At 72.4% G+C, this 22,016-nt stretch carries 24 protein-coding genes; 16 read left to right on the forward strand and 8 right to left on the reverse strand.

The genetic code is table 11. The annotated features are described in order from the left end of the window. Positions 1 to 135: 135 nt before the first annotated feature. From FHS44_RS17920 to FHS44_RS17955, 8 genes are read left to right on the forward strand one after another with little or no spacing between them, the layout of a single operon-like run. Positions 136 to 2,898: a Na+/H+ antiporter subunit A gene (locus FHS44_RS17920; RefSeq protein ID WP_184716629.1), complete on the forward strand. Its 2,763-nt coding sequence runs from the start codon at positions 136 to 138 to the stop codon at positions 2,896 to 2,898. Continuing rightward, a complete protein-coding gene (locus FHS44_RS17925; RefSeq protein WP_184716034.1) occupies positions 2,895 to 3,602 on the forward strand; it encodes a Na(+)/H(+) antiporter subunit C in 708 nt (235 codons plus the stop codon). Before FHS44_RS17920 ends, FHS44_RS17925 begins: the two co-directional genes overlap by 4 nt. After that, positions 3,602 to 5,194, forward strand: a complete 1,593-nt coding sequence (locus FHS44_RS17930; protein ID WP_184716036.1) for a Na+/H+ antiporter subunit D — start codon at positions 3,602 to 3,604, stop codon at positions 5,192 to 5,194. The genes FHS44_RS17925 and FHS44_RS17930 overlap by 1 nt, the downstream gene beginning before the upstream one ends. Continuing rightward, positions 5,191 to 5,745: a Na+/H+ antiporter subunit E gene (locus FHS44_RS17935; RefSeq protein WP_184716037.1), complete on the forward strand. Its 555-nt coding sequence runs from the start codon at positions 5,191 to 5,193 to the stop codon at positions 5,743 to 5,745. The genes FHS44_RS17930 and FHS44_RS17935 overlap by 4 nt, the downstream gene beginning before the upstream one ends. Beyond that, positions 5,742 to 6,002, forward strand: coding sequence for a monovalent cation/H+ antiporter complex subunit F (locus FHS44_RS17940; protein ID WP_184716039.1), 261 nt, complete (start codon positions 5,742 to 5,744; stop codon positions 6,000 to 6,002). Before FHS44_RS17935 ends, FHS44_RS17940 begins: the two co-directional genes overlap by 4 nt. Further along, on the forward strand, positions 5,999 to 6,328 hold the full coding sequence (gene mnhG / locus FHS44_RS17945) for a monovalent cation/H(+) antiporter subunit G (protein ID WP_184716041.1): 330 nt from the start codon (positions 5,999 to 6,001) through the stop codon (positions 6,326 to 6,328). Before FHS44_RS17940 ends, mnhG begins: the two co-directional genes overlap by 4 nt. Before the next feature lie 46 nt (positions 6,329 to 6,374). Next, positions 6,375 to 7,277 carry a hypothetical protein gene (locus tag FHS44_RS17950; protein WP_184716043.1) on the forward strand — a complete coding sequence of 301 codons (903 nt, stop codon included), beginning with the start codon at positions 6,375 to 6,377 and terminating at the stop codon, positions 7,275 to 7,277. A gap of 45 nt (positions 7,278 to 7,322) precedes the next feature. Further along, on the forward strand, positions 7,323 to 7,982 hold the full coding sequence (locus FHS44_RS17955; RefSeq protein ID WP_184716046.1) for a DsbA family oxidoreductase: 660 nt from the start codon (positions 7,323 to 7,325) through the stop codon (positions 7,980 to 7,982). On the opposite strand, the gene FHS44_RS17960 is transcribed toward FHS44_RS17955, so the two are convergent. Beyond that, complete coding sequence (locus FHS44_RS17960; RefSeq protein WP_312863698.1) at positions 7,975 to 8,607, reverse strand: thymidine kinase; 633 nt, start codon at positions 8,605 to 8,607, stop codon at positions 7,975 to 7,977. The two genes, FHS44_RS17955 and FHS44_RS17960, sit on opposite strands and share 8 nt — an antisense overlap. 148 nt (positions 8,608 to 8,755) lie before the next feature. On the opposite strand from FHS44_RS17960, the gene FHS44_RS17965 reads away from it, so the two are divergent. Then, entirely contained in the window at positions 8,756 to 9,214 is a 459-nt protein-coding gene (locus FHS44_RS17965; protein ID WP_184716047.1) for a hypothetical protein, read from the forward strand. Positions 9,215 to 9,240: 26 nt separating this feature from the next. On the opposite strand, the gene FHS44_RS17970 is transcribed toward FHS44_RS17965, so the two are convergent. Then, entirely contained in the window at positions 9,241 to 9,609 is a 369-nt protein-coding gene (locus FHS44_RS17970; RefSeq protein ID WP_184716050.1) for a cupin domain-containing protein, read from the reverse strand. A 59-nt stretch (positions 9,610 to 9,668) separates the two neighbouring features. On the opposite strand from FHS44_RS17970, the gene FHS44_RS17975 reads away from it, so the two are divergent. Next, entirely contained in the window at positions 9,669 to 10,322 is a 654-nt protein-coding gene (locus FHS44_RS17975; protein WP_184716052.1) for a histidine phosphatase family protein, read from the forward strand. Positions 10,323 to 10,420: 98 nt separating this feature from the next. Then, positions 10,421 to 12,466: a hypothetical protein gene (locus FHS44_RS17980; RefSeq protein WP_184716054.1), complete on the forward strand. Its 2,046-nt coding sequence runs from the start codon at positions 10,421 to 10,423 to the stop codon at positions 12,464 to 12,466. Here the strand turns inward: FHS44_RS17980 and FHS44_RS17985 are convergent. Then, complete coding sequence (locus FHS44_RS17985) at positions 12,451 to 13,035, reverse strand: uridine kinase family protein (protein WP_184716056.1); 585 nt, start codon at positions 13,033 to 13,035, stop codon at positions 12,451 to 12,453. The two genes, FHS44_RS17980 and FHS44_RS17985, sit on opposite strands and share 16 nt — an antisense overlap. Positions 13,036 to 13,167: 132 nt before the next feature. On the opposite strand from FHS44_RS17985, the gene FHS44_RS17990 reads away from it, so the two are divergent. Together FHS44_RS17990 and FHS44_RS17995 are read left to right on the forward strand one after the other, a co-directional pair. Next, positions 13,168 to 14,325: a CaiB/BaiF CoA transferase family protein gene (locus tag FHS44_RS17990; RefSeq protein ID WP_184716057.1), complete on the forward strand. Its 1,158-nt coding sequence runs from the start codon at positions 13,168 to 13,170 to the stop codon at positions 14,323 to 14,325. Between the two features lie 46 nt (positions 14,326 to 14,371). After that, positions 14,372 to 15,868 carry a carboxyl transferase domain-containing protein gene (locus FHS44_RS17995; RefSeq protein ID WP_184716059.1) on the forward strand — a complete coding sequence of 499 codons (1,497 nt, stop codon included), beginning with the start codon at positions 14,372 to 14,374 and terminating at the stop codon, positions 15,866 to 15,868. Positions 15,869 to 15,872: 4 nt separating this feature from the next. Here the strand turns inward: FHS44_RS17995 and FHS44_RS18000 are convergent, their stop codons facing one another. The 4 genes from FHS44_RS18000 to FHS44_RS18015 are packed head-to-tail and all read right to left on the reverse strand — an operon-like array spanning position 15,873 to position 18,540. Continuing rightward, positions 15,873 to 16,310 carry a hypothetical protein gene (locus FHS44_RS18000; RefSeq protein WP_184716061.1) on the reverse strand — a complete coding sequence of 146 codons (438 nt, stop codon included), beginning with the start codon at positions 16,308 to 16,310 and terminating at the stop codon, positions 15,873 to 15,875. After that, positions 16,307 to 16,768: a hypothetical protein gene (locus FHS44_RS18005; protein ID WP_312863699.1), complete on the reverse strand. Its 462-nt coding sequence runs from the start codon at positions 16,766 to 16,768 to the stop codon at positions 16,307 to 16,309. Before FHS44_RS18005 ends, FHS44_RS18000 begins: the two co-directional genes overlap by 4 nt. A 9-nt stretch (positions 16,769 to 16,777) precedes the next feature. Further along, on the reverse strand, positions 16,778 to 17,581 hold the full coding sequence (locus tag FHS44_RS18010; protein WP_184716062.1) for a carbon-nitrogen hydrolase family protein: 804 nt from the start codon (positions 17,579 to 17,581) through the stop codon (positions 16,778 to 16,780). Beyond that, entirely contained in the window at positions 17,578 to 18,540 is a 963-nt protein-coding gene (locus FHS44_RS18015; protein WP_312863700.1) for a DUF418 domain-containing protein, read from the reverse strand. The genes FHS44_RS18010 and FHS44_RS18015 overlap by 4 nt, the downstream gene beginning before the upstream one ends. 129 nt (positions 18,541 to 18,669) lie before the next feature. Between FHS44_RS18015 and FHS44_RS18020 the strand changes: the two genes are divergently transcribed. Beyond that, the gene (locus tag FHS44_RS18020) at positions 18,670 to 19,842 is read left to right on the forward strand and encodes a pyridoxal phosphate-dependent aminotransferase (RefSeq protein WP_184716066.1); all 1,173 of its coding nucleotides are present in this window, start codon (positions 18,670 to 18,672) and stop codon (positions 19,840 to 19,842) included. Here the strand turns inward: FHS44_RS18020 and FHS44_RS18025 are convergent. Next, on the reverse strand, positions 19,826 to 20,770 hold the full coding sequence (locus FHS44_RS18025; RefSeq protein WP_184716068.1) for a LysR substrate-binding domain-containing protein: 945 nt from the start codon (positions 20,768 to 20,770) through the stop codon (positions 19,826 to 19,828). The two genes, FHS44_RS18020 and FHS44_RS18025, sit on opposite strands and share 17 nt — an antisense overlap. A gap of 96 nt (positions 20,771 to 20,866) precedes the next feature. Here FHS44_RS18025 and FHS44_RS18030 point away from each other — a divergent pair, with 96 nt between their 5' ends. Further along, positions 20,867 to 21,421 carry a peroxiredoxin gene (locus FHS44_RS18030; RefSeq protein ID WP_184716070.1) on the forward strand — a complete coding sequence of 185 codons (555 nt, stop codon included), beginning with the start codon at positions 20,867 to 20,869 and terminating at the stop codon, positions 21,419 to 21,421. Further along, positions 21,421 to 21,957 (forward strand): alkylhydroperoxidase, AhpD family, encoded by a 537-nt coding sequence (gene ahpD, locus FHS44_RS18035; RefSeq protein WP_184716072.1) that lies wholly within the window; start codon positions 21,421 to 21,423, stop codon positions 21,955 to 21,957. The genes FHS44_RS18030 and ahpD overlap by 1 nt, the downstream gene beginning before the upstream one ends. The last annotated feature ends 59 nt before the right edge of the window (positions 21,958 to 22,016 follow it).

The raw sequence follows: 22,016 nt of genomic DNA on the forward strand, positions 1-22,016 counted from the left end.
GGCGGGCCGGGAGGTTGATCAGGCGGGGGTGAAGGCGGGGCGCTTTTCGGGTCAAGGCGCCGGTGCGCCGGGCGAGGAAACATCCGGCTTCTGGGACTTTGGGCTGTGCCGACCACGACGGTGCCCCGGGGGAACATGGAGTCGCTGCTGATCCTGCACGCCGTCGCGGCGGTGTGCGCCCCGGCGCTGGTCCGCCGTCTCGGGCGCGCGGCCTTCCTCGTGCTCGCCGCCGCGCCCGCCTGCGGGTTCGCCTACACGCTGTGGACGGCTCTGAGAGGGGTTCCCACCGGGTCGAGTCACGCCTGGGCGCCCGTCCTTGGACTCGACCTGGCCTTCCGCGCCGACGCGCTGGGCGTGCTGATGATGGCGCTGGTCACCGGGGTCGGCGCGCTGGTGCTGGTCTACTGCTCGCGCTACTTCGACGCCGACGAGGAGGGGCTCGGCCGGTTCGGCGGCGTGCTCGTCGCCTTCGCGGGGGCGATGCTCGGCCTGGTCGTCGCGGACAACCTGCTGTTGCTGTACGTGTTCTGGGAGCTGACCACGGTCTTCTCCTACCTGCTGATCGGTCACGACCCGCGCAGCAGGCAGGCCCGCAGGGCGGCCACCCAGGCGCTGACCGTCACCGCGGCCGGGGGGCTGGCCATGCTGGCCGGGATGGTCATCCTGGGCGAGGCCGCGGGCACCTACCGGATCTCCCTGATCGTCGAAGAGCCGCCCTCCGGCGCCCTGATCCCCGCCGCGGTCGTGCTGCTCCTGGCCGGTGCCCTGTCGAAGTCGGCGATCTTCCCGTTCAGCATGTGGCTGCCCGCCGCGATGGCCGCCCCGACCCCGGTCTCGGCCTATCTGCACGCCGCCGCGATGGTCAAGGCCGGGGTCTACCTGCTGGCCAGGTTCGGACCCGCCTTCGGCACGCTGCCCGTCTGGCGGGCGGTCGCCGTACCCCTCGGACTGCTCACCATGCTGCTTGCCGGGTGGCGGGCGCTGCGCGAGTACGACCTCAAACGGCTGCTCGCCTACGGCACGGTCAGCCAGCTCGGCTTCATGACGGCGCTGTTCGGCGCCGGGACCGGGGACACCGCGCTCGCGGGGGTGGCCATGCTGCTCGCGCACGGCCTGTTCAAGGCGTCGCTGTTCCTCGTCGTCGGTGTCATCGACCACGCCACCGGCACCCGTGACCTGCGGGAGCTGAGCGGCCTGTGGCGCACGGCACCCTGGCTCTGCGCGGCGGCCGCCGTCGCGACGGTCTCGATGGCCGGGATACCGCCGACGCTGGGGTTCGTCGGCAAGGAGGCGGCCTTCGAGTCGCTGCTGGGCGACCCCGTGGTCCTCGCGGTGGTCGTCGCCGGGTCGGTGCTCACGGTCGCCTACAGCGCCAGGTTCCTGTGGGGAGGCTTCGGCGGCGCACCGGGGACGGTGGCGCGTCCCAGCGTCGCGGCGACCTTCGCCCCGCCCGCGCTGCTTGCCGTACTGGGCGTGGCGCTCGCCCCCTTCGCCGCCGGGTACGGCCGGGCGATGGAGGGCTACACCGCGACCTTCCCCGGCACCGGGCACGTCCACCTCGCCCTGTGGACCGGCGCCGTCGTGCCGCTGCTGCTGTCGGCCGTGGCCCTGTGCGGCGGGGCGCTGCTGTTCGCGGCGGGTGGCCTCGTCGAGCGGCTGGGACGAGTCCTGCGGATCGTGGACTCGGGACGGGTCTACTGGGCGCTGATGCGGGGGCTGGAACGCTTCTCCCTGCAGCTGACCGGGGTCACCCAGCGCGGCTCGCTGACCGACTACCTCATGATCGCGTTCGTCTCCGTCGCGGGCATCGGGGTTTTCGCCGCGCTGTACGGTCCCATGCCGGACCTCCACCTCGACGTGGTCTCCTGGACCCGCCCGGAACAGCCGCTGGTCGGGGCGCTGGTCGTGGCCACGGCCGTCCTCGCCCCCAGGATCCGCACGCACATCGTGCTCGCCCTGGTCGCGGGCCTGACCGGTTACGGTACGGCGCTGCTGTTTCTCGTCCACGGCTCGCCCGACCTGGCGCTGACGCAGTTCCTCACCGAGACGCTGAGCCTGGTGGTCTTCGTGCTCGTGCTGCGCAGGCTCCCGCTCGGCCCCAGGGAGGGCAGGCCACGGGTTCCCCTCGTCGTACGGCTCGGCCTCGGCGTGGTCAGCGGCGTCGTCGTGACCCTCGCCGGGATGCTGGCCGTCTCCGCCCGCCAGGCGCCCCCGGCCGGGGCGCTGATCCCCGAGGCCGCGCGGGAGGCGGGGGCCGCCAACGCCGTCAGCGCCCTCCTGGTGGACATCAGGGCCTGGGACACCATGGGGGAGAGCTCCGTGCTCGTCGTCCTCACCCTCGGCGTCACCAGCCTGGTCTTCCTGCGCCGCCGCGCCTACACGCTGGAGCGCCCCTCGGGGGAGCGCGTCCCCGAGCGGGGGGCGCACTGGCTGGCCGCGACCCTGCCGAAGGACGAACGGGCCGCCGTCCTGGAGATCGTGGCCAGACTGATCTTCCACACCGTGCTGCTCATCTCGGTCTTCCTGCTGTTCACCGGGCACAGCGCGGTCGGGGGCGGCTTCGCGGGCGGCATCGTGGCCGGGCTCGCGCTGGTGATCCGCTACCTCGCGGGCGGCCGCTACGAGCTGGCGCTCGCCGTACCCGCGCACGCCGGGGTGCTGATCGGTTTCGGCCTGCTGCTGTCGACGGTCACCGCCCTGTGCGGGCTGGTGTTCTCCGGCACCCCGCTGACCATGCTCTCGGCCGACGTGGAGGTCCCGCTGGTCGGCACGCTGCACCTGTCGACCGTGCTGCTGTTCGACGTCGGCGTCTACGCCGCGGTCGTCGGCATGGTCCAGGACTTCCTGCGCAGCCTCGGCGCCGAGCTGGACCGGCAGATCGAGGAGGAGGGCCGGTGACCGTCTCGCTGGTGCCGTTCGTCGCCTCGGGCACGCTGGTCGCGGCCGGGGTGGCGCTGCTGCTCGAACGGAGCCTGGTGCGGCTGCTCGTCGGCGTCATCCTGCTCGGCAACGGGGTCAACCTGCTCATCGTCCTGGCGGGTGGCCCCGCGGGCGAGCCGCCGATCCTCGGGGTCTCGCCCAGGGAGCGGATGGCCGACCCGCTGCCGCAGGCGATGGTCCTCACCTCCCTGGTGATCACCCTGGGCGTCACCGCGTTCCTGCTCGCCATGGTCCACCGGTCCTGGCAGCTCACCGGGGGCGACGAGGTCCAGGACGACACCGAGGACCGCAGGGTACGGCTGCGCGCCCGCAGGGGAGAGCTGGCCAGGTCCGTGCTCGCCAGGCGGGAGGCCTACCGGAACCTGGTCAGGCAGCAGCGGGCCGAGCTGGCCCGGCTCGACGCGGCCAGGCGCGAGCGGGAGCGCAGGGACGCCGAGGAGGCCTCAGAGGAGGCGTCGAAGGAGGGCGGGAGCGAAAGAGCCGCCCGGCTGCGCGCCGAGTTCGCCCGCAGGGAGCGGGAGCAGGCCGCGCGGGAGCGGGAGATCCGCAGGAGGCTGCGCAGGCGCCGCCGCCAGGCGCGCGCCGAGATGCGGGAGGCGATCAGGCAGGACAGGGAACGGCAGGCCAGGGCGCAGGACCCGGAACTCGAAGGGGACGACTGATGGTGGGGGAGCTGGTCGCGGTGCCGGTGCTGCTGCCGCTGTTCGCGGCCGGGCTCAAACTGGCCATCGGCGGCAGGTCGCGCAGGCTCCAGGCGCTCATCAGCGTCGTCACGCTCAGCGCGGTGCTCGTGGTCTCGCTGCTCCTGCTGGCCGCCGCCGACACCGGTGGGCCGCTGGCCGCCCACGTCGGCGGCTGGGCGCCCCCGGTCGGCATCGCCCTGGTGGCCGACCGGCTCTCCTCGCTGATGCTGGTGGTCTCCTCCGCGGTGACGCTGTGCGTGATGATCTACTCGCTGGCGCAGGCCTACGCCGACCAGGAGTACGCGGCCCCGCTGGCGATCTTCCATCCGGCCTATCTGATCATGGTCGCGGGTGTCTCCGACGCCTTCCTCTCCGGTGACCTGTTCAACCTCTTCGTCGCCTTCGAGATGCTGCTCAGCGGGTCGTACGTGCTGCTCACCTTCGGCGGGACCGAGTCGCGCATCCGCGCGGGCGCCACCTACGTGCTGATCGGCCTGGCCTCTTCGCTGCTGTTCCTGGTCGGGATCGCGGTCTCCTACGGCGCGACGGGCACCGTGTCGATGGCCCAGCTCGCCGAGCGCTTCCAGGTGCTGCCCGACTACCTCAAGCTGCTGGTGGAGCTGACGCTGCTGCTGGTCTTCGTGGTCAAGGCCGCGATCTTCCCGATGTCGGCGTGGCTGCCCGACTCCTACCCGACCGCGCCCGCCCCCGCCACGGCCCTGTTCGCCGGGCTGCTCACCAAGGTCGGCATCTACTCCGTCATCAGACTGGAGGCGCTGCTGTTCCCCGGCGGGCCGGTCAGCGTCCTGCTGATGTGGGCGGCGCTGCTGACGATGCTGGTCGGGATCTTCGGCGCCGTCGCCCAGACCGACATCAAACGGATGCTCTCCTTCACGCTGGTCAGCCACATCGGCTACATGGTCTTCGGGGTCGGCCTCTCGACCGTCGCGGGCATGTCGGGCGCCGTCTTCTACGTCGTCCACCACATCACCGTGCAGACCAGCCTGTTCCTGGTGACCGGGCTCATCGAGCGGCGCGCGGGCACCACCTCCCTGGACGACCTCGGCGGCCTGATGCGGCTGGCGCCGGTCATCGCGGTGCTCTTCTTCGTCCCCGCGATGAACCTGGCGGGCATCCCGCCGATGTCCGGCTTCCTGGGCAAGCTCAACCTCGTCCAGGCCGGGGTGGCTGTCGGGGGAGCCCTGCCGTTCCTCCTGGTCGCGGGCGGTCTGGTGACGAGCCTGCTCACCCTGTACGCCATGGCCACGGCCTGGAGCAAGGCGTTCTGGCGGGCCCCGGCCCCCGGCACGGCCGACAGGGCGGGAACCGTCCTGGAGAGTGAGGAGACCACCCTCACCCGGGCGCCCGGCACCGAGGGCATCACCGGGGGAGAGATCGTCACCAGCACCACCATGCCCGCGCCGATGCTGGGGGCGACCACGGCCCTGGTGGTGCTCGGGCTCTCCTACACGGTCCTCGCCGGGCCGCTGTCCGCCCTGACCAGACGGACGGCCGAGGAACTGATCGCCCGCGAGCCGTACATCTCGGCGGTCCTGGGGAGCACGCGGTGACACGGACGGGAGGCGGGGGAGGGCGGGTGCCGCGCCTGCTGGGCAGGCCGGTCCCGCTGGGCGAGGTGGCCTGGCTGACCGTGGTGTGGCTGCTGCTGTGGGGCGACCTGACCGTGGGCAACGTGCTCGGCGGACTGCTGGCCGCCACGGTCATCGTCTGGGCGCTGCCGCTGCCCATGCTGGACTCCGGGGTCAGGATCCAGCCGGTCGCGGCGGCCGTCTTCCTGACCCGCTTCCTGGGCGACCTGATGCTGTCCAGCTTCCGGGTCGCCTTCTGGGCGCTGCGCCTGGGCGTCCAGCCGCCCGTCGAGGTGGTCACCGTACGGCTGCGCACCTCCTCGGAGGTGATGACCGTGCTGATCACGATCGCCCTGTCCGCGCTTCCCGGCAGCCTCGTCCTTGAGGCGCGCTTCGCGGACAGACAGCTGGTCCTGCACGTGCTCGGGGTCGAGGGAGACGTCCCCACCACGGTCCAGGCCGACGTGACACGGATCGAAGGGGCCATCGTCGCGGCCTTCGGCACTCTCAGGGACAGGGAGGAACTGCGGTGACGGCGGTGTACCTCGTGGCGCTCGCCCTGCTCGGCGGCGCGGCGGCGCTGACGCTCACCAGGCTGGTGCGCGGCCCGTCCATGCTGGACAGGGCGGTCGCGCTCGACGTGCTCACCGCCGTGGTCATGTGCGGGATCGCGGCCGGGGCGACCGCCCTGGGCGCCTACTCCGCGCTGCCGGTGCTGCTGGTGCTGTCGCTGGTCGGGTTCGTCGGGTCGGTCTCGCTGGCCAGGTTCTTCGCGGGACGTGCCCGGTGACCCCGCTCGACGTGGCCGCTGCGGTGTGCGTGCTGCTCGGCGCCGCGTTCGCCTTCGCCGCCGGGGTGGGGATGCTCAGGTTCCACGGCACCCTGTCGCGTATGCACCCGGCGACCAAGCCCCAGGTGCTCGGCCTGCAGCTGATCCTGCTGGCCATGTGGCTGCGCCGCCCCACCTGGGCCATCGCCGGGACGCTGCTGCTGACCGGGGTGTTCCAGGTGATCACCGCGACCGTCGCCGCCTACATGGTCGGCCGCGCGGCCCACAGGGACGCCTCCTCACAGGACGACGGCACGGCCATTCCCGACGAGGACCCCGCCGGGTGAGCGGCGGCCCTCGCGCGGGGTTGGCTCCCGGCGTAATCTGACGCGTATGCGCGAGGAACGTGCGGAGGACGCCCGAACCGAGGCCAGACGACTGATTCGTGACCTTTTCGGAGACGGACAACCCGACGCCGTGACCCTGCTCGGCGAGGCGCGGGCCGTGCTCGGCGCGGAGCGGGTCACGCTCTGCGCGGACCTCGCCAGAGGGGTCCCGCTCACCCGGAGGTCGGCCGAGCTGGCGGCGCTCGCCGCGCTGCTGGTCGGCACCCGCGACCTCGGCGAGGGATGGTGGTCACGGTCGAGGGGGGAGAAACTGCCCTCCCCGGACGAGGTGCTGCGCACCGCGACCGCGATCGACCCGTGGACCGACCTGACCGTGCTGGAGATGCTCGCCGCCTGGATCGCCGACGACGCCGCCGACGAGCAGTGGGGCCGCCCCCTGGCGGCGACCGACCTCAACTCCTGGCAGGCGGAGGACCGCGTCGAACTGCCCGGGGGAGCACGGCCCGGCGAACGGGTCCTGGTCTCCTTCGACGTCGGCGGCAGGCTCGACGCGGTCGTGGTCGTCCGCCCCGACGACACCCTCGGCTCCAACCTCGACTTCCACTCGCTGCGCTACTCCCGCCCCGCGGAGGCGCAGTGGAGCTGGGGCGTGGCCGCGGGCCTCGGCCCGCACCGGCTCGCCGGTGAGGACCCCGACCCCTACGCGCGGCCGGTCGATCCCGCCGCCGCCGAGGTCCTGCGCGCCTGGGCGCTGCGCCACGGCGTCCACACCGAGGACGTCGGTACGGCCTGGCGCGACAGGGGCGACGTGGTCGCCGCCATCGAGCGGGTCGACTGGATGTGGCGCAGCGGCGAGTGGTTCGCCTGGTGGCGTGCCGCCGTCGCGCTGGCCGAGGGGGACGGGGAACGTCTCGCCGCCCGCCTTGAGGACATCACCTCGGCCCCCTGACTCCCTTCCGGAATCAGTGGGGCTTCGTCCTGGTTGGAGCCTTCTGTGAAGGTTGAAATCTACTCGGACGTGGTCTGTCCCTGGTGTTACATCGGTCATACGCGTTTCGCCCGCGCCGTCGAGCGCTACCGCGCCAGGGGAGGCGAGGTCGAGGTCGGGCTACGGCCCTTCCAGCTCGCGCCGGACGCGGAGTCCACCGGGTCCCCCCTGCTCACCTGGGCCGCGGCCAAGTTCGGCGGCGAGGAGCGCGCGCGGCAGATGTTCGGCCACGTGACCCAGGTCGCCGCCCAGGACGGCCTCCAGATGCGCTTCGACCGCGCCGTCCACGCCAACACCCTCGACGCGCACCGGCTCATCCAGGTCGCCGGTGAGCAGGGCAGGGGCGAGGAGGCGCTGTACCGGCTGTTCGCCGCCCACTTCACCGACGGCCTCGACGTCGGCTCCCGCGAGGTCCTGGCCACGATCGCCGCCGACCTGGACGTCAAGGTCGATCTCGGCGGTTCCGACGGGACGGAGCAGGTGCGCCAGGAGCTGTCCAGGGCCCGCGCCCTCGGCGTCTCCTCGGTTCCGCTGTTCCTGTTCGAGGGCCAGTTCGCCGTCTCCGGCGCCCAGCCGGAGGACACCCTGCTCGCCGCCCTCGACGAGGTCGCGGAGAAGACCGGCACAAAGGGAGAGGCCTGCGACGACGGCCACTGCGCTATCTGACGTCGCCGAGATCGCCCGCGCGGTAGTGGCGGCGGCAGAGCACCTGGTAGCGGATGGCGGCCTCACCCGTGTCGCCGATGACCACCTGCTCCCCGGTGCGCACCAGCTTGCCGCCGACCACGCGGGCGTTCAGACGCCCCGGCCTGCCGCACCAGCACAGCACCTCGACCTGCAGCCGGTTGATCTCGTCGGCCAGCTCGAACAGGCGCTGGGCGGCGGGGAACATCTGTGACCGGAAGTCCGAGGCCAGGCCGAAGGCGTAGACGTCGATGCCGAAGTCGTCGGTGAGGTCGGCCAACTGCTCGATCTGCTCGACCGTGTAGAAGCACGCCTCGTCGCAGATGACGTAGTCGACGCGCCGGTGTCCGCGCACCAGCGCGACCAGGTCGAGGTCGTCCTCCACCTCGACGGCCTCGCTGCCCAGGCCGATCCTGCTCGTCACCCGGGCGTCACCGGAGCGGTCGTGCTTGGTCAGCACCAGCCCGTGCCTGCCCTGACGGCGATGGTTGTAGTTCATCTGCAGGGCCAGGGTGGACTTGCCGCAGTCCATCGGGCCGAAGTAGAAGCGGAGCACCCCGTCCCTGTTTCCTGTGGGGACGGCGGAGAGCGCGGACGGTTCGGTCACAGGCGGCCAGCTTAGTGGTTTCCGCACGGGTGTTTGGGGGCGCGGTGCGCTGGTAGGAAAGTCGGATCCCGCGCCAACCCCCTGGATTGGCTTGATTGCGCAAAGCGTGGGAGATTCGTTGAGGCTCTATCAAGAAGTGGGAGAACCCGTGACGACCACCAAGAACTCCGCCCCACCCATCGGGAAGGCGCCCGCGGTGACCTCCGCCGCGGTGCCCCCGGTGGCTCCGACCGGGGAGACCGTCGAGATTCCCGTCGCGCTCGCGGCGATGATGACCGAGGACGAGGCCGTGGCCGCCAAGGCCGAGGCGGCCCGCTGGCGCTACGGGTTCTACGTCGTGGTGACGGGCCTGGTCGTCATCCTGATCGCCTTCGTGGTGGTCGCCATGCGCGGCGGCGACTCGACGGCCCTGTTCGCCGGGCTCGTCGGCGTCTCCGGCGCGATCATCGGCGCCTACTTCGGCGTCCAGGTCGGCCAGTCGGGCAAGGACAGGGTCGAGGCCGAGCTTCGCCGTACGAGCGAGATGGCCATCCGGCTCGCCGCCAAGGTGCACGCCCACGACGCGGACTCGGTGATCGGCTCGACCATGGGCCCCCGCCGCCGCTGAGGTCGCCGGGGTACGGCCGTGCCCGGTCAGCGCTGCGTGACCGCGTAGCCGGGCACGGACGGCCACCTGACCGTCAGCACCACCGACTCCTCCTCCGCGACCCAGGAGTGGTCGACCCCCTTGCCCCACACGACGTAGTCACCCTGGCGTTCGAGCAGGACGCTGCGGCCGGGCAGCTCGACGCGGAACCGGCCGCTGACGAGCACCAGCAGCGCCGTGCGCTCCTCGCCCCGCACCCAGTGCTCCCGCCGGTCGCCGGGCGGGTGAACCCCCCACTTGATCTCCACGTCCTCGCTGTGCCGTGGGTCGCCCGCCTCCTTGAAGTGCCCGAGGAGCCACCCCCGGTCCAGTGCCGCGTCCTCACCCGCGTTGCCCACGTACACGCCGTCGTCCATGCGACCGGACGTTAGCAGCCGCCCTTGCGCGGACGCTCCCGGCAAGGTTGCATGAGGACATGCCCTCGACGATCACCGCCGTACGGCACGGCCAGAGCGAGTCCAACGAGGCCCACGCCAGGGCCACGGCGGCCGGGATGGCCGTCGCCCTGACCGGCGCTGACGAGGACGTCCTCCTCACCCCGCTGGGCAGGCGGCAGGCCAGCGCGCTCGGCAGGCGCCTGGCGCGGGAGCCCGAGCCCGAGGTCGTGTGGTGCTCGCCGTACACGCGGGCCGTGCAGACCTGGGAGCTGGCCGCCGCCGAGCTGGAGAGCGTCCCCGAGACGCGGACGGACGCCAGGCTCGGCGACCGGCTGATGGGCGAGCTGGCGGGGATGAACCTGGCCGCCATCAGGCAGCGCTTCCCCGAGGAGGCGGCGGCGCTGCTGCGCGCCGAGTACGGCTACCGCCCTCCCGGTGGCGAGTGTTTCTCCGACGTCGCGGACCGGGTGCGCGCGGTGGTCGGCGACATGCGCGCCGAGTGCGCGGGGCGCCGGGTGCTGGTCGTCGCGCACGACGCGATCGTGCTGATGCTCAAACACGTGATCGAGGAGGTCCCGCTGGTCTCGGTGGCCGCGTTCGCGCCGGTCACGAACGCCTCGGTCTCGATCTGGCGTGGTTCACGGTCCGAGGTCTTCAACGACGACGGGCATCTACGGGGCATATCACTCTGAATCCATTCGGCGATCACCCATTGACGGGCGCCCTTTCCTGCGGTCTGCTGCGCTAGTCACCGGTATCCGGCACCGGCGAGGCCCAGGGAGGCACAGGCATGCGTCCGCGCGCGATGGTGGTGAGTCTCGTGCTGGCCGTGGTCTCGGCGATGGGGCCCAGACCCGTGCTGCCCGTCATGGCTCCCGCTCCGCCGTCCGACTCGATCCCGGCTCCCTCCTCGGCGCAGCCCGCCGGATGCGACCCGGTCGCGGGACCCGAGTGCCTGCTGCCCTTCCCCAACGACTGGTTCACCGTGAACGCCCGCACCCCGACCGGCCTGCGGGTCGCGCTGTCCGCCGACGCCATGCCCCGCAACAAGGGTGGGGTCCCCGTGGACCCGGCGGCGTGGAACACCGCGGACGGTTTCTCGCCGGGGTCCATGCTGCTGGCCCACGTGCCGGGACTCGACCTCGCCAGGACCGGGGCCGCGCCCGTCACCGACCTCGGGTGGTCCCTGCGGCGCGACGCCCCCATCGTGATCGTGGACACCGTCACCGGGGAGCGCTGGCCGTACTGGGCGGAGCTCGACGCGGGCGCGACCGATCCGGCGCGGCGGGCGCTGATCGTCAGACCGGCGAGGAACCTCACCGAGGGCCACCGCTACGCCGTCGCGCTGCGCGGCCTGAAGGACGCGGAAGGGCTGACCCTGCGGGCGCCGGAGACCTTCACCAGGCTCACCGGGGCGGACCTCCCGCCCAAGGACCCGCTCGCCGGACGTCAGCGCGCGCTGCGCAGGACTCTCGCCGACCTCGCGACGGCCGGGGTCGAGGGGCGGGGCCTCTATCTCGCCTGGGACTTCACTGTGGCCAGCCAGCGGGGCTTGTCGGGTTCCGTGCTGAGCATGCGCGACCAGGCGCTGCGCGCCCTGAAGGGGGCCGCGCCGCGCTTCACCGTCGAGACCGTCACCGACCTCACCGAGGCCCAGGACCCCGACATCGCCCGCGAGGTCACCGGGGAGATCCAGGTCCCGAACTACCTCGACAAACCGGGCGCGCCCCCCGGGGCCAGGCTCAACCGGGACCAGGACGGCAGGCCGCGCCCGCTCGGCGACACGCTGCGCACGCGCTACCAGTGCGTGATCCCGCGCTCGGCCTTCACCAGCCCCGCCACCCCCGCCCTGTACGGCCACGGCCTGCTCGGCAGGGCGGCCGAGGTGCGCTCCCGAGACGTGCGGGCGATGGCCGGGCAGCAGGGCTTCGTCTTCTGCGCCACCGCGTGGATCGGCATGTCCGAGGAGGACGTCCCGCACGTGATGGGCGTGTTCCGCGACCTGTCGGCCTTCGGCACGGTCCCCGACCGGCTGCAGCAGAGCCTGCTGAACTTCGTCCTGCTCGGCCGCGCCATGGTCGGCAGGGACGGGTTCACCGGCGACAAAGCGTTCAGGAACGACCGGGGCGTCCCGCTGCTCGACCGGCGGGCCGGGCTCGCCTACGACGGCAACAGCCAGGGCGGCATCGCGGGCGGCGCGCTGGTCGCGGTCTCCCCTGACGTGCGCAACGCCGTGCTCGGGGTGACGGGCATGAACTACAGCACCCTGCTCAACCGCAGCGTCGCCTTCCAGCCGTTCCAGCGGATCCTGGACGACGCCTACCCCGACCGGCTGACCCAGCAGGTCTGCTTCGCGCTGATGCAGGTGCTCTGGGACCGGGGCGAGACCGACGGCTACGCCCAGCACCTGACCGACGACCCGCTGCCCGGCTCGCCCAGGCACCGGGTGCTGCTGCACGTCGCCTACGGCGACCACCAGGTCTCGACGGTGACCGCCCAGGTCGAGGCGCGGACGATCGGGGCGCGCGTCCACCAGCCCGCCGTCGCCGCGGGCCGCGACCCCGACGTCACCCCCTACTGGGGCATCAGGGCGCTGCCCCCGCGTCCGTTCGCCGGGTCCGCGCTCGTCGTCTGGGACAGCGGGGCCGTCACCCCGCCGCGGACCAACGCGCCGCCGCTCGGCTCCGCCTACGGCAGGGACCCCCACCACGACCCGCGCAACGACCCCGAGGCCCGGGTGCAGAAGGCCCACTTCCTGCGGGACGGCGTGGTCGTGGACGTCTGCGACGGCGCTCCCTGCACGGCGACGCCCGTGACGGTTCAGGCACGTCCCTGAACCCTGACGAACTCCCCGGGGACCAGGGAGCCCTCGACCAGCAGGTCGGCCCTGGCGCGGGTGTCGTCGGTGACGAACCACGTCTCCTCGGCCCGCCGCCAGCTCAGCCACTGCTCGGCCAGGTGCTCGCCGTCCCTGGCCAGCACCCGGGCCTTTCGGACCGGCGCGGGCGCGTACACCCACACCGCCAGGGCCGCCGGGGCCGTACGGCGGGCCGTACTCACCCCCTCAAGGACCAGCGCGGGCGCGACCGGGACCTCGACCCGCTCCGCGTAGCCGCCCCCGGCCCAGTCGTAGCGCCGGTAGCCGCCCGGCTCACCCGCGGCGAGCGGGCCGAGCACCTGCTCCTCGACCAGCCGGAACCACTCCCTGGGCACCTCGTCCCACGGCACCGGGAAGTCGTCGCTGGAGACGACCTGCGCCCCGAGCGCCGTGCCGAGCCGCCGGGCGAAGGTCGTCTTGCCCGACCCGGCCGGGCCGTCCACCGTGACGAGACGGACGGGCCCGCACGAGGGGGGAAGCCGCAGGACCGTTTCCGCGAGCTCCTCGAAGGAGACGATCTCGTCCATGTCCTCCATGATGGCCCCGGGCCGAGTGGAGGGGCCGGGCGGAGAGCTGGGAAGATCTTCGCTGGGTGGCGGGGGACGCCCCTTTCCCGGTCCGGTTCGGCTAGGCTCGGCGACCACCAATGGAGGTTGATCTTGCAGGGAGCCCTCGGCGACATCGTCGTGCTCGACCTCTCCCGCGCGCTGGCGGGACCGCACGCGGCGCAGATGCTGGGAGACCTCGGCGCCCGGGTGATCAAGGTGGAGCAGCCGGGGTCGGGCGACGAGTCCCGGAGCTGGGGACCGCCCTTCGTCGGTCCCGGTCACGACATCTCCACCTATTTCCTCGCGGCCAACCGCAACAAACGCTCCATCACCGTCGATCTGAAGACGGACGAGGGCAAGGCCCTCATCGAGCGTCTGGTACGGCAGAGCGACGTCCTGGTCGAGAACTTCCGCACCGGCGTCCTGGACCGTCTCGGCTTCGGCGTCGAGCGGCTGCACGAGCTCAACCCCCGCCTGGTCGTGCTGTCCATCACCGGCTTCGGGCACGACGGCCCCGAAGGCGGCAGACCGGGCTACGACCAGATCGCCCAGGGGGAGGCGGGCCTGATGAGCCTGACCGGTCCCTCGCCCGCCGAGCCGTACCGGGTGGGAGCCTCCATCGCCGACCTGCTCGGCGGCATCCACGGCGCCTACGGCGTGGTCGCCGCGCTCTACGAGCGGGAGCGGACCGGGCGGGGCAAGGTCGTGCGGACCTCGCTGCTGGCCGCGGTGACCGGCGTGCACTCCTACCACGGCACGGCCTGGACGGTCGGCGGCCAGGTGCCCGGGGCGGGCGGCAACCACCACGCCTCCATCGCCCCCTACGGCGCCTTCCGCTGCGCCGACGGCATGATCCAGATCGCGGTGGCCAACGACGCGCAGTGGCGCAGGGTCGCCGAGCTGCTCGGCCTCGACCCTCAGACACCGGAGTACGCGACGAACAGGGAGCGTTTCGCGCACCGCCCCCGCCTGATCGCCGACCTCGAACACGCGCTGGCCGGGCACGACCGCGCCCACTGGCTGGCCGCGTTCGCCGGGATCGGGGTGCCCGCCGGGGCGATCAGGACGATCGACGAGGTCTACGCCTGGGAGCAGACCCGCTCCCAGGGCCTTGTCGTCGAGGTGGACCACCCGGTGCTGGGCACCATCGAGCTTCCCGGCCCGCCGCTGCGCTTCGACGGCGATCCACCCGTACGGCACAGCGCCCCGCCCGCCCTCGGCGAGCACAACGACGAGGTCCTCGCGTGGCTGGAGGAACGTGAAGGATGACGACGCCTCACCCGTACTCGTCGCGTGCCGGCCAGAGAGCCAGGGCATGAGCCCCGTGCGCCCCGACGCCCGCGCGCTGATCGACGCCTTCCTCGACCCGGGGACGTGGCGGTCGTGGGACGAGCCGCCCGTCGATCCCGCGCCCCCGGGCTCCGGCTACGCCGAGGAGCTCGCCCAGGCCCGCGCCAGGACCGGCTACGACGAGTCGGTCGTCACGGGGGAGGGGCTGCTCGACGGCCGCAGGGTCGCCCTCGTCGCCTGCGAGTTCTCCTTCCTCGCCGGGTCGATCGGGGTCGCCGCCGCCGAACGGCTCACCGCCGCGATCGAGCGGGCCACCGCCGAACGGCTCCCGCTGCTGGCCGCCCCCGCCTCGGGTGGCACCCGCATGCAGGAGGGCGCGCTTGCCTTCACGCAGATGGTGAAGATCACCGCCGCGGTCGCCGCGCACCGCGCCGCGGGCCTGCCGTACGTCGTCTATCTGCGCCATCCGACCACCGGCGGCGTCTTCGCCTCGTGGGGGTCGCTGGGGCACGTCACCATGGCCGAGCCCGGCGCCCTGATCGGCTTCCTCGGCCCCAGGATCTTCGAGTCGCTGCACGGCTACCCGTTCCCCGAGGGCGTCCAGGTCGCCGAGAACCTCCTGGCCCACGGCCTGCTCGACGCGGTAGTCCCCGCTCACGAGGCCAGGCTGCTCGCCGTACGGGTCCTGTCCGTGCTGTGCGCCCCCCGTGAGGTACGGCGGGGCGGACCGGAGCCCGACGAGCGCGTCCCCCCGGTCCAGGCGTGGGACGCGGTCACCCGCTCCCGCAGGGACGACCGCCCCGGGGTGCGCGAACTGCTCGCGCACGGCGCCCGTGACGTCACCCCGCTCAACGGCAGCGGCGAGGGGGAGGCGGACCCCGGCCTGCTCATGGCCCTGGCCATGTTCGGCGATGCCCCGGCCGTCGTCCTCGGCCAGGACCGGGGGCGCAGGCGGGTCACGACCCCCTTCGGCCCGGCCGGGCTGCGGGTCGCCAGGCGGGGGATGCGCCTGGCGGCCGAACTGGGCCTGCCGCTGGTCACGGTGGTCGACACGCCGGGGGCCGCGCTGTCCAAGGCGGCGGAGGAGGGCGGCCTGGCCGCGGAGATCGCCCGCTGCCTGGCCGACCTGGTCACGCTGGAGGCGCCGACGGTCTGCCTGCTGCTCGGCGAGGGCGCGGGCGGCGCCGCCCTGGCGCTGCTGCCCGCCGACCGGGTGCTGTGCGCCCAGCACGCCTGGCTGTCGCCGCTGCCGCCGGAGGGGGCCTCCGCGCTGCTGTACCGGAGCGTCGACTTCGCCCCGGAGACCGCGGCCGCGCAGCGGGTGAAGTCGACGGACCTGCGGCACGACGGCATCGTCGACCGGATCGTCCCCGAACTGCCCGACGCCGCCTACGAGCCCGAGGCCTTCTCCCGCAGGGTCGCGCACGCCCTGGAACACGAGATCGCCGGACTGCTGCGCACGGCCCCGGTCGACCGGATCACCGCCCGCCTGGCGCGCTACCGGGCGCTCGGGAGACGGTGAGGCATCACGGCTCCGACTCCGCGGGGGCCGGGACGAGGGGCAGCGGGACGCGCTCCACGCGGATGGAGAAGACCTCCTCGCGGGGCACGACGACCTCGTAGGCGCCGTGGTCGACCATCCAGTAGCCGAGCGCCTCCGCCTTCAGGCCGCTGTGGCCGGTGTAGGCGATGTGCAGGCTCTCCTCGCCGTTCTCCTCGGAGACGTCGAGGACCAGGCAGGGCTCACCGCCGAAGGCGCCGACCGTGCGGACCAGCACCAGCCATTCGAGCTCCTCGCGGGGCACCACGGCCCGCCAGTAGCCGGAGCCGCGCTCGAAACCCGGCCGGGCCTGCTCGTCGAACAGCACGACCTCGGAGTCGCCGGGGCCGAGCGCCGCCACGTGGGTCCGCTCGCCGTAGCGGGCCAGGAAGCCGGAGGCGACCGGCTCGATCGCGCCGCTCACGAGGCCCGCCGCCAGGCGAGACCGTCGTAACGGCCGAACAGGCGCTCCTCGCCGGGTGTCACGTGGATGATCTCTGCTCCCGCGGGGATCGGGACGGGTGTGGTGTGGAACTGCGGCACGACGTGCTCGCGCGAGGTGGTGAAGCCGTTGCCCGCGAACGGGGGAACGTCGTTCCAGTCACCCCCCATGTGCGGGCCGTACGGCACCGCGTAGGAGTCGACGTCGCGGGCGAACCATCGCATCAAGTAGAGCTCGGGCACGGTCGCGGTCAGCTCGGAGCCCTCGAAGGCCAGGTCGAGGCCCGCGAAGAGCTGGGCGGGCGTGGTCAGGCGGGCGCAGTCCTGCACGCGGTAGACGTATCCCGAGATGACGCTCCGCCTGCCCGCGAGATAGGGCACGAGCAGGCGGGGCGGAATGACCTTCTGCATCTGCGTTCTACGCCCAGGTGGCTCACTCACGGTCGCATTTTACGATCTGCCGACCTGAAGTCGCCGGTGTTCCAGGCAGGGCAGGGCATTCCGGGTGGCAATCGTGATCTGTGGGTCGAGCACGCAGGTCCGCACCGAGGGCGCGGGCCCCAGGTCGGTGTGGACGACGCCCATCGGATCGATGAGCATGCTCCTGCCGATCCCGAAGCCGTCGGCGGCCTCGGGGTTCGGCGCCTGCCCGACGGCCGCGACCCAGGTGGTGTTCTCGATCGCGCGGGCCCGCACGAGGGTCGCCCAGTGCTCCTCCTTCATCGGCCCAGAGCCCCAGGCGGCGATCACCGCGAACACGTCGGCCCCCCGGTCGACCAGCTCCCTGAACAGCTCGGGGAAGCGGATGTCGTAGCAGGTGACCAGGCCGACCCGCAGCCCGGCCAGCTCGACGACCACCGGCTCCTCCCCGGGCACGACCAGCTCCGACTCCGTGGCGCCGAAGGAGTCGAACAGGTGGATCTTCCGGTAGACGGCAACGAGCGTGCCCGTCCCGTCGAGGGCCACGGCGGTGTTGTGCACCCGGCCCCCCGGCTCCTCCCCGGTCTCGAACACCCCGGCGACCACCGCCAGGCCGGTCTCCTTCGCGGTCTCGGCGAGCCCGGTGACGAACGGCCCGTCCAGCGGCTCGGCCAGATCGGTGATCCGCCTGCCGTACCGGGTGAGGGTGGCCTCGGGGAGGATCGCCAGCTCGGCGCCGTCCTCCGCGGCGGCCCGCAGCGCCTCGCGGGCGCGGGACAGGTTGACGACGGGGTCCTCGGACACCGGGATCTGGCACAGTGCGATACGCGTCACACCCTCGACCCTATCCGGCGGTTGGGCACCCGTTCCATCCATGTCAGGCATCGCCACGCCCATTCCAGCGGGCCGTAGCGGTGCCAGCGCAGCCACGCCCTGCTGAACAGCACCTGCGCGGCCAGTACGGCGAGCGTCAGCGCGACCACCGTGATCCTGGTCGGGTCCGCGGTCAGCAGCGGCAGCGCCGCCAGGATGGCCAGCGTGCTCGTCAGGTAGTTCGTCAGCGCCATCCTGCCCAGCGGCGCCAGGACCGCCAGCAGCGGCCCGCGCGACCTGCCCCGCAGGAGGAGCAGCAGCCCCGTGCAGTAGGCGGTGGCGGCGGCCAGCCCGGCCGTCGCGTAGAGGCCGCGGAAGTACAGCAGGCGGCTGACCCACAGGTAACCGAGCACGACGGCCAGCGCCGTGCTCACCGCGAAGACGGGCGCGACCAGCCACCCGGGCGGCTCGTACTCCATCGCCGCCATGCCCAGCAGGAACAGCCCCGGGATGAGGATGACCCCGCCCCCCTCGCGCACCCCCCACACCGTCACGACGATCCCGAGCAGCAGCACGGCCCGGCGCGGCAGGAACGAGGCGGGCAGCAGCACCAGCGCCCCGAATATGGCGTACGGCAGGAGCACCTCGCCGGGGTTGACCGTCTGGTGGAGCAGGCCGACGGCCCCCAGCACGGCCAGCCTGCGCAGCAGCACCAGCCGGGGGTGTTCCGCGCGCCCGGCGGCCGAGCCGAGGAACAGGACGAGGCTCACCCCGAACAGCACCGAGAAGATCGGGTAGAAGCGGCTCTGCGCCAGGTTCTCCACGGCCCAGTCGAGCGCGCCGCGCTGGGCGGTCGGCACGCGCTCACGGACGTGCTGCCAGGTGTTGACGAGCATGATCCCGCACACCGCGAACCCGCGCAGCGCGTCCAGCTCGTGAAGCCTTCCCGACGTTCCTTGGGCGGGAGCCGTATGGGTCACAGGAAACAGACGTATCACCGCACAAGCGGTCTCGCCTAGACGACCTCCGTCATAAGACGGCAAGCCCATACAAATCTGGGTGACGGCCCGGCACTCGATCTGCCGGACGGCCGAGGCTACTGTTGCCGTGTGAACGATCCCCTGGTGGCGCGGATGCGCGCGTTCGGCACGACGATCTTCACCGAGATGTCGGCGCTCGCCGCACGGACCGGTGCGATCAACCTGGGACAGGGCTTCCCCGACACCGACGGGCCCGCCGCGATGCTGGAGCGCGCGGCCACGGCGATCAGGGAGGGGGCCAACCAGTACCCCCCGGGGCCCGGCGTCCCCGACCTGCGCCAGGCCGTCTCCGAGCACCGCAAGGCCTCCTACGGCCTCGACTACGACCCCGACGGCGAGATCCTGGTCACCGTCGGCGCCACCGAGGCGATCGCGGCCTCGGTCCTGGCGCTGTGCGAGCCGGGTGACGAGGTGATCGCCTTCGAGCCCTACTACGACTCCTACGCCGCGGCCATCGCCCTGGCCGGGGCCGTGCTGCGCCCGGTCACCCTGCGGCCGGTCGAGGGACGCTTCACCTTCGACCCCGCCGAGCTGCGCGCCGCCGTCGGCCCGCGCACCAGGGCGATCCTGGTCAACTCACCGCACAACCCGACGGGGACCGTCTTCACCCGCGCCGAGCTCGACGAGATCGCCGAGCTGTGCCGGGAGCGCGACCTGGTGGCCGTCACCGACGAGGTCTACGAGCACCTCACCTTCGACGGCGTCGAGCACATCCCGCTGGCCACCCTGCCCGGCATGCGCGAGCGCACGGTGATGATCTCCTCGGCGGGCAAGACGTTCTCGGTCACCGGCTGGAAGACCGGCTGGGTGTGCGGCCCGGCCCCGTTCGTGCGCGCCGTACAGACCGTCAAGCAGTTCCTCACCTTCACCGCCTCCGCGCCCTGGCAGCTTGCCGTCGCCCACGGCCTGCGCCACGAGATGGAGTGGGTCTCCCGGCAGCGGGCGGACCTTGAGGCCAAGCGCGACCGCCTGACGGCCGGGCTCGCGGCGGCAGGCTTCGAGGTCTACCGCCCCGCGGGCACCTACTTCGTGCAGACCGACATCCGCCCCCTCGGCTTCACCGACGGCCTCGCCCTGGCCCGCGAGCTGCCCGAACTGGCGGGGGTGGTGGCCATCCCCACCCAGGTCTTCTACGCCCACCCCGAACGCGGCAGCCACTTCGTCCGCTTCGCCTTCTGCAAGAAGGAGGCGGTCATCGACGAGGCCGTCGCCCGGCTCTCGGCTCTCAGCCGACGATCCTGACCGGCAGGCGTTTGGCGCGCAGCGCGGAGCGGACGGCCCTGGCGAGCATGGCGTACTCGGCGGACCTGGCCGAGCTGGCCCGGTAGGCCAGGCCGATGGTCCTGCCGGGGGCCGGGTCGGCGAAGCGGCGCAGCGCCAGCCGTACCCTCTTGCCCGTCTCGACCGGGACCGCGGACTCGGGCAGCAGGGTCACCCCGAGACCGCCCGCGACGAGCTGGACCAGGGTCGGCAGGCTGGTGGCGTAGGTGGCGGCCGTCGCCCGCGCGCCGACCTCGCGGCATACGTCGATGGCCTGTTCACGCAGGCAGTGGCCCTGGTTGAGCAGCACGATGTCCAGCCCCTTGAGCGCCTCGCGGCCGAGCGGGGTGTCCGTCTCGGCCAGGGGGTGGCCGGGGGAGAAGGCGAGCAGGAAGTCCTCCTCGTAGAGGGGCTCCTCGACCAGCCCGGCCACCTCGGTCGGCAGCGCCAGCAGCACCATGTCGAGACGGCCCTCGCGCACCTCCTCCAGGATGGTCTCGGTCTTGGCCTCGTGCACGGTCAGCTTGAGCCGGGGGAAGCGCCGCGCGAACATCGGCAGCAGCGCGGGCAGCACGTAGGGGGCGACCGTGGGGATCACCCCCAGGTGCGCGGGGCCGTTGAACGGCTCCCTGTTCTGGGCGACCTCGCCCATGAGGTCCTCGACCGCCCTGAGCACCCGCGCCGCGTGCACCGCGACCCGCTCTCCGGAGGGGGTCAGCAGGACCTTCCTGGTGGTCCGTTCCAGTAACCGGGTGTGCAGGGTCTCCTCAAGGGCGGAGACGGCGCTCGACAGCGCGGGCTGGCTCATCCGCAGCGCGGAGGCCGCCTCCCTGAAGTGCAGATGATCGGCGACCGCGAGGAATGCCCGCAGTTGAGCGATGGTGGGGGTTGGCTCACTGATAAGGATCACCTGTCAGATTCGTTCGACTGCTCGATTTCTCGAATCAATGCTAGGTGCGGCAATGTTGGCTCCGACAACGACGTCCCCTGTGAAGGAGATCCGGACTTGCTCACCATCGGTGACCGCTTCCCTGAGTTCGAGCTGACCGCCTGTGTCTCCCTGGACGCGGACAACGCGTTCGCCCAGATCGACCACAAGTCCTACGAGGGCAAGTGGAAGGTCTACTTCGCCTGGCCCAAGGACTTCACCTTCGTCTGCCCGACCGAGATCGCCGAGTTCGGCCGTCTGGAGGGTGAGTTCGCCGACCGCGACGCCCAGGTCCTGGGCTTCTCCGTGGACTCCGAGTTCGTCCACCACGCCTGGCGCAAGGACCACCCCGACCTGCGCGACCTGCCCTTCCCGATGCTGTCCGACGTCAAGCGCGAGCTGTCGTCGGCGCTGGGCATCCTCGGCTCCGACGGTGTCGCCCAGCGCGCCACCTTCATCGTCGACCAGAACAACGAGATCCAGTTCGTCATGGTGACCGCCGGTTCCGTCGGCCGCAACGTCAAGGAGGTCCTGCGGGTCCTCGACGCCCTCCAGTCGGACGAGCTGTGCCCCTGCAACTGGAACAAGGGCGAGTCCGGGCTGGACGCGAAGAAGCTGCTGGCCGGCGTCTGATGTCCGTCGACAACCTCAAGGGCGCCCTGCCCGACTACGCCAAGGACGTCAAGCTCAACCTGGGCTCGCTCGTCACGACCTCCTCGCTCGGCGAGCAGCAGCTCTGGGGGACGCTGCTCGCCTGCGCGGCGGCGACGAGGTCGCAGCGCGTGATCGCCGAGATCGCGGCCGAGGCGGCGGACAACCTGTCGGCGGAGGCGTTCAGGGCGGCCAAGGGCGCCGCGGCCATCATGGCGATGAACAACGTCTACTACCGGTCGATGCACCTGATCGGTGACGAGACCTACGCGACCATGCCCGCCAAGCTCCGCATGACCATCATCGGCAACCCCGGTGTGGACAAGGTCGACTTCGAGCTCTGGTCGCTCGCGGTCTCCGCGATCGGCGGCTGCGGCCGCTGCCTGGAGTCCCACGAGCAGGTGCTGCGCAAGGCGGGGCTGCCCCGCGAGCAGATCCAGGAGGCCATCAGGATCGCCGCGGTCGTCAACGCCGTCGCCGCGGTGCTGGAGTCCGAGGCGGCCCTGGCCACGGTCTGAGGCACTCCACACAGAGGCACTCCACACAGAGGAGGGAGCGGGATGTCCCGCCCCCTCCT

The sequence above is a fragment of the Streptosporangium saharense genome, from assembly GCF_014203715.1.
Taxonomy (GTDB): domain Bacteria; phylum Actinomycetota; class Actinomycetes; order Streptosporangiales; family Streptosporangiaceae; genus Streptosporangium; species Streptosporangium saharense.